The following is an 8,836-nucleotide window of genomic DNA, read 5'->3' on the forward strand; positions in this document are numbered from 1 at the left end:
CCTCCTGCCTGAGCGGGAACCGGTCTCGCCCTGCGGCCACTCCTTGGTAACCCGCCCAGGGCATCCCTGACAAAGGTGTGATCTACGACGTCCGTTAGTACTCCGGACAGGGGAGAACAAAATATGACAAAGCTCGCTTATCAGGCGAACCGGACTGTGTGCTGGTGGGCGTGCCGCCCACCAGCCCTGATCCGCGCCCGGGGCCCCCGTGCGGCCTCCTACCGGGCTTCGTAGGTGACCTGGGTCGCGTGCGCCACCTCACCGGTGGGGCCCTCCCGCGGCCCGCCGGGTGTGGCCCCGGGCACAGCAGTTGAGCCCCCGGTCACGACGGGCTCCCGGCTCCGCACCCCGGACACGCCGAAGGGGCCGGAGCGGATCTCTCCGCTCCGGCCCCTTCGGGTCACTCGGGTGTTACGCGTCCTTGCTCAGGTTCGGACCGCCGCCCGCGGCCTGCTCGACCGGCGGGACGTCCGGCAGCGCGGCCTTCTCCTCGCCCCGGAAGGTGAAGGTCTGCTCCTCGCCCTCGCCCTCCGTGTCGACGACCACGATGTGACCGGGGCGCAGCTCGCCGAAGAGGATCTTCTCCGAGAGCGTGTCCTCGATCTCCCGCTGGATGGTCCGGCGCAGCGGCCGGGCGCCCAGCACGGGGTCGTAGCCCTTCTTGGACAGCAGCTCCTTGGCGGACTGGGAGAGCTCGATGCCCATGTCCCGGTCCTTCAGGCGCTCGTCCACCTTGCTGATCATCAGGTCGACGATCCGCAGGATGTCCGCCTGCGTGAGCTGCGGGAAGACCACCACGTCGTCGACGCGGTTGAGGAACTCGGGGCGGAAGTGCTGCTTGAGCTCGTCCGAGACCTTGTTCTTCATGCGCTCGTAGTTGGTCTTCGTGTCGCCCTGGGCGGCGAAGCCCAGGTTGAAGCCCTTGGAGATGTCCCGGGTGCCGAGGTTGGTCGTCATGATGATGACCGTGTTCTTGAAGTCCACGACCCGGCCCTGGGAGTCGGTCAGGCGACCGTCCTCCAGGATCTGCAGCAGCGAGTTGAAGATGTCCGGGTGCGCCTTCTCGACCTCGTCGAAGAGGACCACGGAGAACGGCTTGCGACGGACCTTCTCGGTCAGCTGGCCGCCCTCCTCGTAGCCCACGTAGCCGGGGGGCGAACCGAAGAGACGCGAGACCGTGTGCTTCTCGCTGAACTCCGACATGTCGAGGGAGATCAGCGCGTCCTCGTCGCCGAAGAGGAACTCGGCGAGCGCCTTGGACAGCTCGGTCTTACCGACACCGGACGGACCGGCGAAGATGAACGAGCCACCGGGACGCTTCGGGTCCTTCAGGCCGGCACGGGTACGGCGGATCGCCTTGGAGAGCGCCTTGACGGCGTCGTCCTGGCCGATGACCCGCTTGTGGAGCTCGTCCTCCATGCGGAGCAGGCGGCTGGACTCCTCCTCGGTCAGCTTGAAGACCGGGATGCCCGTGGCCGTGGCGAGGACCTCGGCGATCAGGTCGCCGTCGACCTCGGCGACGACGTCCATGTCGCCGGCCTTCCACTCCTTCTCCCGCTTGGCCTTCGCGGCGAGGAGCTGCTTCTCCTTGTCGCGCAGGGAGGCGGCCTTCTCGAAGTCCTGCGAGTCGATCGCGGACTCCTTGTCGCGGCGGACGCCGGCGATCTTCTCGTCGAACTCACGGAGGTCCGGCGGCGCGGTCATCCGGCGGATGCGCATCCGAGAACCGGCCTCGTCGATCAGGTCGATCGCCTTGTCCGGCAGGAAGCGGTCCGAGATGTACCGGTCGGCCAGGGTGGCGGCCTGGACCAGCGCCTCGTCGGTGATGGACACACGGTGGTGCGCCTCGTACCGGTCGCGCAGACCCTTGAGGATCTCGATGGTGTGCGGCAGCGACGGCTCCGCGACCTGGATGGGCTGGAAGCGGCGCTCGAGGGCGGCGTCCTTCTCCAGGTGCTTGCGGTACTCGTCGAGCGTGGTGGCGCCGATCGTCTGGAGCTCACCGCGGGCCAGCATCGGCTTGAGGATGCTGGCGGCGTCGATCGCGCCCTCGGCGGCGCCCGCACCGACGAGCGTGTGCAGCTCGTCGATGAACAGGATGATGTCGCCGCGGGTGCGGATCTCCTTGAGCACCTTCTTCAGGCGCTCCTCGAAGTCACCGCGGTAGCGGGAGCCGGCGACCAGGGCGCCGAGGTCCAGGGTGTAGAGGTGCTTGTCCTTGAGGGTCTCGGGCACCTCGCCCTTGACGATGGCCTGGGCGAGGCCCTCGACGACGGCGGTCTTGCCGACGCCGGGCTCACCGATCAGCACCGGGTTGTTCTTGGTCCGGCGGGACAGCACCTGCATGACCCGCTCGATCTCCTTCTCGCGCCCGATGACCGGGTCGAGCTTGGACTCACGAGCGGCCTGGGTGAGGTTCCGGCCGAACTGGTCGAGGACCAGGGAGGTCGAGGGGGTGCCCTCGGCGGGACCGCCGGCGGTGGCGGCCTCCTTGCTCCCCGAGTAGCCCGACAGCAGCTGGATGACCTGCTGGCGGACACGGTTGAGGTCTGCGCCCAGCTTGACCAGGACCTGGGCGGCGACGCCCTCGCCCTCGCGGATCAGGCCGAGCAGGATGTGCTCCGTGCCGATGTAGTTGTGGCCCAGCTGAAGGGCCTCGCGGAGCGACAGCTCCAGGACCTTCTTGGCACGGGGGGTGAAGGGGATGTGGCCGGACGGGGCCTGCTGGCCCTGACCGATGATCTCCTCCACCTGCTGGCGGACCGCCTCGAGCGAAATCCCGAGGCTCTCCAGGGCCTTAGCGGCGACACCCTCACCCTCGTGGATCAGGCCCAGGAGGATGTGCTCGGTGCCGATGTAGTTGTGGTTGAGCATCCGGGCTTCTTCCTGAGCCAGGACGACAACCCGCCGCGCGCGGTCGGTGAACCTCTCGAACATCGTTAATCGCTCCTCAGAGCGGTCAGGCAGTAAGGGGGCTGTCCCCTTCCTGTCCTTCCGCAGCTTAGTCCCGCAAGCGGGGACCGCTCATTCCAACTGCCGACACCGTCCTTGGCCTCCTGACCCGGAACGCCGACATCTGCTCCAACCCGATGGTGCGAGACGATGTTCCCGCAGGCCAGGCACTTACGTCCTCCACCAGTACGCCGATGGCGAACGGAAGACGGCCTGTTCCTGCGTGTCGCCCCCTCCCACTAGGGATGTCTTACCCGCATCGACCGGCGGTCCATGCCGCGCGGCCCGGTCGCCTCCGCTACGGGCGAACAACCTTGCGCCGCTCCGCCGACTCGCGCGCCCCCGTTCCGGTTACCCAGCGCGTTCGAAACGCGTCCGGTGTGAACAATCCGTGAGGAAGGGCGAGGGTCGCGCGAGAAGGACCGGAAGGGACCGGAAGGGACCGGGAGGAGACCGGGAACGGACCGGCAGCGGACCGGCAGCGGACCGGGCCGACCCGGAAGGCACGCGCGCGCCGCAACGGCAGAGAGCCGCACGGGGCGGCTCTCCGGCATCCGGCCGACGCCCGGCCGTGAACGGGTGTGTCAGCCGTTGGCCTTCTCGTACGCCTCGCGGATCTTCGCCGGGACCCGGCCGCGGTCGTTGACGTCGAGACCCTGCTCCTTGGCCCAGGCGCGGATCTGTGCCGTCTCCTGGCTGCTGCCGGCCGCCGCGCGCGTCTTCGCCCGGCCGCCGGAGGCGCGGCCGCCGGTGCGGCGTCCGCTCTTCACGTAGGGCTCGAGCAGGCCGCGCAGCTTGTCCGCGTTGGCGGTCGTGAGGTCGATCTCGTACGTCTTGCCGTCCAGCGCGAACGTCACCGTCTCGTCCGCCTCGCCGCCGTCGAGGTCGTCGACAAGAAGGACCTGAACCTTCTGTGCCACCGCTATTCCTTTCATCGATAACCCTGGGGCGGCTCCGGGCGGAGCCGTTTCGCCGTCCCTTGTTATATGCAGTACTGCAGTACGCCGGAAAGCAAACCGCTTTTGCCCGAAAAACACAAACCCCCGGGAGAGACCCCGCTCGCGAACGCGACCGAAAACCCGCCCGATCCGGACATAGGGCACCGATGAAGTGGGGAGGACCCTGAATACCTCACACCGTGAAGGCGCGGAGAAGACCGGAGGCGGCAACCGGAGAAGATCACAGATGCAGAAGCATCCGGCTGTTGCCCAAGGTGTTCGGTTTCACCCGTTCGAGTCCGAGGAACTCCGCGACGCCCTCGTCATAGGAACGCAGCAGCTCCGCGTAGACATCGGTGTCCACCGGAGTCTCACCGATCTCCACGAAGCCGTGCCTGCCGAAGAACTCGACTTCGAAGGTGAGGCAGAAAACGCGGCGCACACCGAGCCAGCGGGCGGTCTGGAGCAGCTTCTGCAGCAACTGATGGCCGACGCCGGCACCCTTCAGCGCCGGGTTCACCGCCAGGGTGCGCACTTCGGCGAGGTCCTCCCACATCACGTGGAGCGCGCCGCACCCGACGACCTCCGCGTTGTCGTCGCGTTCCGCGACCCAGAACTCCTGGATGTCCTCGTAAAGGGTGACGGTCGCTTTGTCGAGCAGCCTGCCGTCACGGGTGTACGAGTCGAGGAGGCGGCGAAGAGCCGGAACGTCGCCGGTCCTGGCCCTGCGGACGGTGAAAGCTTTGGCGCTGACTTCGGAAGGCTCCACTGACATGTCCGGACGTTATCCCCCGGAAGCGTCGTCCGCCGACTCGGGGGTGTTCTCCGCGTCCGGGGCGGCGTCGGGGCCGTGCGCGATGCGAAGTGCGTCACGGACCATGCCGCGCTGGTCCTCGTTCATCATCCCGAAGAACGCCACCAGAGCGGCGGTCGGATTGTCGCTCCGGGACCAGGCGTCGTTCATCAGCGCGGCGGAGTAGGCGGCGCGGCTGGATACGGCCTCATATCGATACGCCCGGCCTTCGGCGTGGCGGCGTACCCAGCCCTTGCGCTGGAGATTGTCGAGAACGGTCATCACCGTGGTGTAGGCGATGGACCGGTCCTTCTGCAGATCTTCCAGGACTTCCCGAACGGTCACGGGCCGGTTCCACTTCCAGATCCGGCTCATGACCGCGTCTTCGAGTTCTCCCAAGGGTTTCGGCATGGGAGGAACGTTAGTCCCGGTACGCCCGGTAACAGGCGCGGGAAGTGCGGGGCGTCAGGACTCTTCGGTCCGGGGGGCCCGGGGGGTGGCCTGGGCCTTGGCCAGGGCCGCGTCGACCGCGGCGTCCTCCTTGGCCTTGTTGACCCCGCCCTGGGTCTTGATGATCACCCTGATGACCCCGATGAAGAGGGCGGCCATCACGAACGGGGGCAGAAGCGCGGAGACGTAGTCCATGGCTCCAGGGTAGCCACCCCCCTGTCTCACCCCGCGGCCAGCCGCCCCTGCGAGGGCTCGTCCGGCGGCGGGGGCGGCGAGGCGGCCGGCTTCCGGCGCGGGAAGACCTCACCGGGGGTGGGGATCGGGCGCCCCGGAGCCGGGCGGTCGGGCTGCCGGGGCTCGGAGGGGGACGGTTCCGGGCGCTCCGCCGGGTCGTCCTGGTCGCCTTGGCCGCCTTGGCCGCCCTGGCCGCCTTGGCCGCCTTGGCCGCCCTCCGCGCTCAGGCCGCCCGGCAGGGCCAGCAGGCGGGTGCGGGCGGCGGGCACCGCCCGCCCGACCGGCCCGCAGGGCTCGAGGTCCTGCGGGAACGGGCGCCGCACGGGGGGCACGGTCGCGGTGGCCGGCACCGGGACCAGTTCCGGGCGGGCGGCGGTCGCCGGTTCCGAACCCTGCGCGGGCAGGACCGGCCCCGGCACGGCGACGGGGGCCGTCCACCCGGTGAGCGCCTCGCAGCGCCGCAGCAGCGAGACGGCGACGGCGTTGCCGCTCAGGGCCCGGAGGGCGGCCAGGTCGTCCTGTTCCGGGTGGTGACCGGTGTCCAGGGCCTCCCGCAGGAGACCGAGGTAGCCGGTGACGCTGCCCGGCAGGGCGGCGCGGTAGCGGACCAGGTCGGCCAGGAGGAAGGCGCGCTGCCGGGCCGCCTCCCGCGTCACCTCGTCGACCGCGTCGGCGAGCCGCAGGCAGTCCTGGACCTCCCGGGGGGAGGCGGGGCGGGGGTGAAGGGCGAGGGCGAGGGCACGGCGGAGCACGCGCAGCTCTTGCGGGCCGAACGCCATGCCGCGGGATCCGTAGGGCGTGGGCATGGCGCGACCATACGCGCCAATCAGACAATCATGGACATATTTCCATCGGCGTGCCGCAGGGACGCGTCCGACCGGGGGTGGACCCGTCCGACCGGGGGCGGCCCCCGTGGGGGACCGCCCGGTGCGGTCGCGGTCGTGGGCCTGGGCGGGTGCGCGGGCTGGTCCGCGGGGCCCCGGACACGCCCGCGCCCCGGCTCCGCCGGGCGGAACCGGGGCGCGGGTGGGGCCGGCGGTGCGGGTGCGGGCCGCGCGGACGGGGGCCGCGCGGGTGTCCGCGCGGGCCGGACCGGGTGTCCGCGCGGGCCGGGCGGGTGCGGGCCGGCGGACCCGGGGTCGTCAGGTGCGGCCGACGTTGCGTTCGTAGACCAGGCGCAGCCCTATCAGGGTGAGCCAGGGCTCGTGCTCGTCGATCACCGTGGACTCCCCCAGCACCATCGGCGCCAGTCCGCCCGTGGCGATCACCGTCACGTCGTCGGGGTCCTCGGCCAGCTCGCGCGCCATGCGCTCGACGACGCCGTCGACCTGTCCCGCGAAGCCGTAGACGATCCCGGACTGCATCGCCTCGACGGTGTTCCGCCCGATCACGCTCCGGGGGCGGGCCACCTCGATCTTGCGGAGCTGCGCGCCCTTGACGCCCAGCGCCTCCACCGAGATCTCGATGCCCGGCGCGATCACCCCGCCGATGTACTGGCCCTTGACGCTGACCGCGTCGAAGGTGGTGGCGGTGCCGAAGTCGACGACGATGGCCGGCCCGCCGTAGAGCTCGGCGGCGGCGACCGCGTTGATGATGCGGTCCGCGCCGACCTCCTTGGGGTTGTCCGTGAGGATCGGCACGCCCGTCTTCACGCCGGGCTCGACGATCACCGCGGGCACGTCGCCGTAGTAGCGGCGGGTCACCTCGCGCAGTTCGTGCAGCACGGACGGGACGGTCGCGCAGATCGCGATGCCGTCGATGCCCTCGCCGAGCTCACCGCCGAGCAGCGGGTGCGCCCCCATCAGGCCTTGCATCAGCACGGCCAACTCGTCCGCGGTGCGGCGCGGGTCGGTGGAGATGCGCCAGTGCTCGATGATCTCGGAACCGTCGAACAGTCCCAGCACGGTGTGCGTGTTGCCCACGTCGATCGTCAGCAGCATGGCCCGCGCCCCTACTCCGTCTCGTTCTGCGCGGCGCCGGTGGCGTCCCGCAGGTCCAGGCCGATGTCCAGGATCGGCGAGGAGTGCGTGAGCGCGCCCACCGCCAGGTGGTCCACGCCGGCGTCGGCGTACGCCTTGGCGTTCTCCAGGGTGAGCCGGCCGGAGGCCTCCAGCTTGGCCCGTCCCTCGGTGAGCTTGACCGCCTCCGCGCACTCGGCGGGGGTGAGGTTGTCCAGCAGGACCAGGTCGGCGCCCGCGTCCAGCACCTCGCGGAGCTGGTCCAGGGTGTCGACCTCGACCTCGACGGGCAGCTCGGGGAACCGCTCGCGGACCGCCCGGAACGCCGCGGCCACACCACCGGCGGCGACCACGTGGTTGTCCTTCACCAGCGCGGCGTCGGAGAGCGACATCCGGTGGTTGGCGCCGCCGCCGCAGCGCACCGCGTACTTCTCCAGGGAGCGCAGGCCGGGCGTGGTCTTCCGGGTGTCGCGGACGGTCGCCCCGGTGCCCTCGAGGACGTCGGCCCAGGCGCGCGTGGCGGTGGCGATGCCGGACAGGCGGCACAGGAGGTTGAGCGCGCTGCGCTCCGCCGTCAGCAGGTCGCGGGTGCGCGTGGTGACCGAGAGCAGCTTCTGCCCGGCCTCCACCCGGTCGCCGTCCTCGGCGTGCCGCTCGACCTCGAACTCGTCGGAGGCGACCACCGAGACGACCGCCTCGGCGATCCGCAGTCCGGCCACCACACCGGCCTCGCGGGCGGTGAAGTCGGCGGTGGCGACGGCCTCCTCGGGGATGGTGGCCCAGGTGGTGACGTCCACGCCGCCGTCGAGGTCCTCGGCGACCGCCATGGTGGCGATGTCCTCGACCTCGGCCGGGTCGAGACCGGCCTCGGCCAGCAGCTCGGCGAGGGCGGGGTCGAGTCCGCACTCGTAGGCGTCGAACTCGTGGTCGTCGCCGGCACCGCAGGCGCAGCCGTCGCCGCAGCCGCCGCCGTCGGCGAGGGGGAGGTCGGAGGAACTCACTTCTTCACTGCTCCTGTGGAGGGGGTGGTGACCGGTGCGAAACCCGGTCCTTCGGTGGTGTGCACGGCGAGCGTACGGCCCTCGCCGAGGCGGACGACGATGTGGCGGCGCCACCGCTGGTCGTCCCGGTCCGGGCGGTCCTCGCGCCAGTGGCAGCCGCGGGTCTCCTCCCGGTGGCGGGCCGCCTCGACGAGGACCCGGGCGACCAGGAGGAGGTTGGCCGTCTCCCACGTCTCGGTGCCCGGCACCGGCTTCTTGCCACGGCCCTCGGCCGCCGCGGCGTGCAGCTCGGCCAGGTCCTCGGCCGCCTTCCGCAGGGACTCGGCGGAACGCAGCACGCCGGCGCCCTCGGTCATCACGCGCTGGATCGCGGAGCGGTCCTCGGCGGCGGGCAGGGGCTGGGTGGGAGCGCCCTCGGCCACGGCGACGGGGGTGCGGGCGCCGGTGCGGGCGCCGGTGCGGGGCGCGCCGCGGTGGAGCTCGTCGGTGCTGTCGGCGGTGCCGGTGGTG

8 protein-coding genes and 1 pseudogene are annotated in these 8,836 nt (G+C 71.0%); all 9 read right to left on the bottom strand.

Annotated features, from left to right (window positions below; genetic code table 11):
• Positions 1-411: 411 nt before the first annotated feature.
• Positions 412-2,937, bottom strand: a complete 2,526-nt coding sequence (locus ABZ836_RS15615) for an ATP-dependent Clp protease ATP-binding subunit (protein WP_356137489.1) — start codon at positions 2,935-2,937, stop codon at positions 412-414.
• A gap of 599 nt (positions 2,938-3,536) precedes the next feature.
• Positions 3,537-3,872, bottom strand: a complete 336-nt coding sequence (locus ABZ836_RS15620; RefSeq protein WP_356137491.1) for an Lsr2 family protein — start codon at positions 3,870-3,872, stop codon at positions 3,537-3,539.
• A gap of 259 nt (positions 3,873-4,131) precedes the next feature.
• Positions 4,132-4,665: an amino-acid N-acetyltransferase gene (locus ABZ836_RS15625; RefSeq protein WP_356137493.1), complete on the bottom strand. Its 534-nt coding sequence runs from the start codon at positions 4,663-4,665 to the stop codon at positions 4,132-4,134.
• 9 nt (positions 4,666-4,674) lie between these two features.
• Positions 4,675-5,094, bottom strand: coding sequence for a BlaI/MecI/CopY family transcriptional regulator (locus ABZ836_RS15630; RefSeq protein WP_356137495.1), 420 nt, complete (start codon positions 5,092-5,094; stop codon positions 4,675-4,677).
• A 54-nt stretch (positions 5,095-5,148) separates the two neighbouring features.
• Positions 5,149-5,328 (bottom strand): hypothetical protein, encoded by a 180-nt coding sequence (locus ABZ836_RS15635; RefSeq protein ID WP_356137497.1) that lies wholly within the window; start codon positions 5,326-5,328, stop codon positions 5,149-5,151.
• A 26-nt stretch (positions 5,329-5,354) separates the two neighbouring features.
• Positions 5,355-6,146, bottom strand: a complete 792-nt coding sequence (locus ABZ836_RS15640; protein WP_361142661.1) for a hypothetical protein — start codon at positions 6,144-6,146, stop codon at positions 5,355-5,357.
• A gap of 363 nt (positions 6,147-6,509) precedes the next feature.
• Positions 6,510-7,307: a type III pantothenate kinase gene (locus ABZ836_RS15645; protein ID WP_356137499.1), complete on the bottom strand. Its 798-nt coding sequence runs from the start codon at positions 7,305-7,307 to the stop codon at positions 6,510-6,512.
• An 11-nt stretch (positions 7,308-7,318) separates the two neighbouring features.
• Positions 7,319-8,326: a carboxylating nicotinate-nucleotide diphosphorylase gene (gene nadC, locus ABZ836_RS15650; RefSeq protein WP_361142430.1), complete on the bottom strand. Its 1,008-nt coding sequence runs from the start codon at positions 8,324-8,326 to the stop codon at positions 7,319-7,321.
• Positions 8,323-8,836: pseudogene (locus ABZ836_RS15655) on the bottom strand (hypothetical protein); the annotation flags it as partial. The pseudogene ABZ836_RS15655 and the gene nadC, both read right to left, overlap by 4 nt.

Source organism: Streptomyces sp. NPDC047130 (genome assembly GCF_040643475.1).
In the GTDB taxonomy this organism is placed as follows: domain Bacteria; phylum Actinomycetota; class Actinomycetes; order Streptomycetales; family Streptomycetaceae; genus Streptomyces.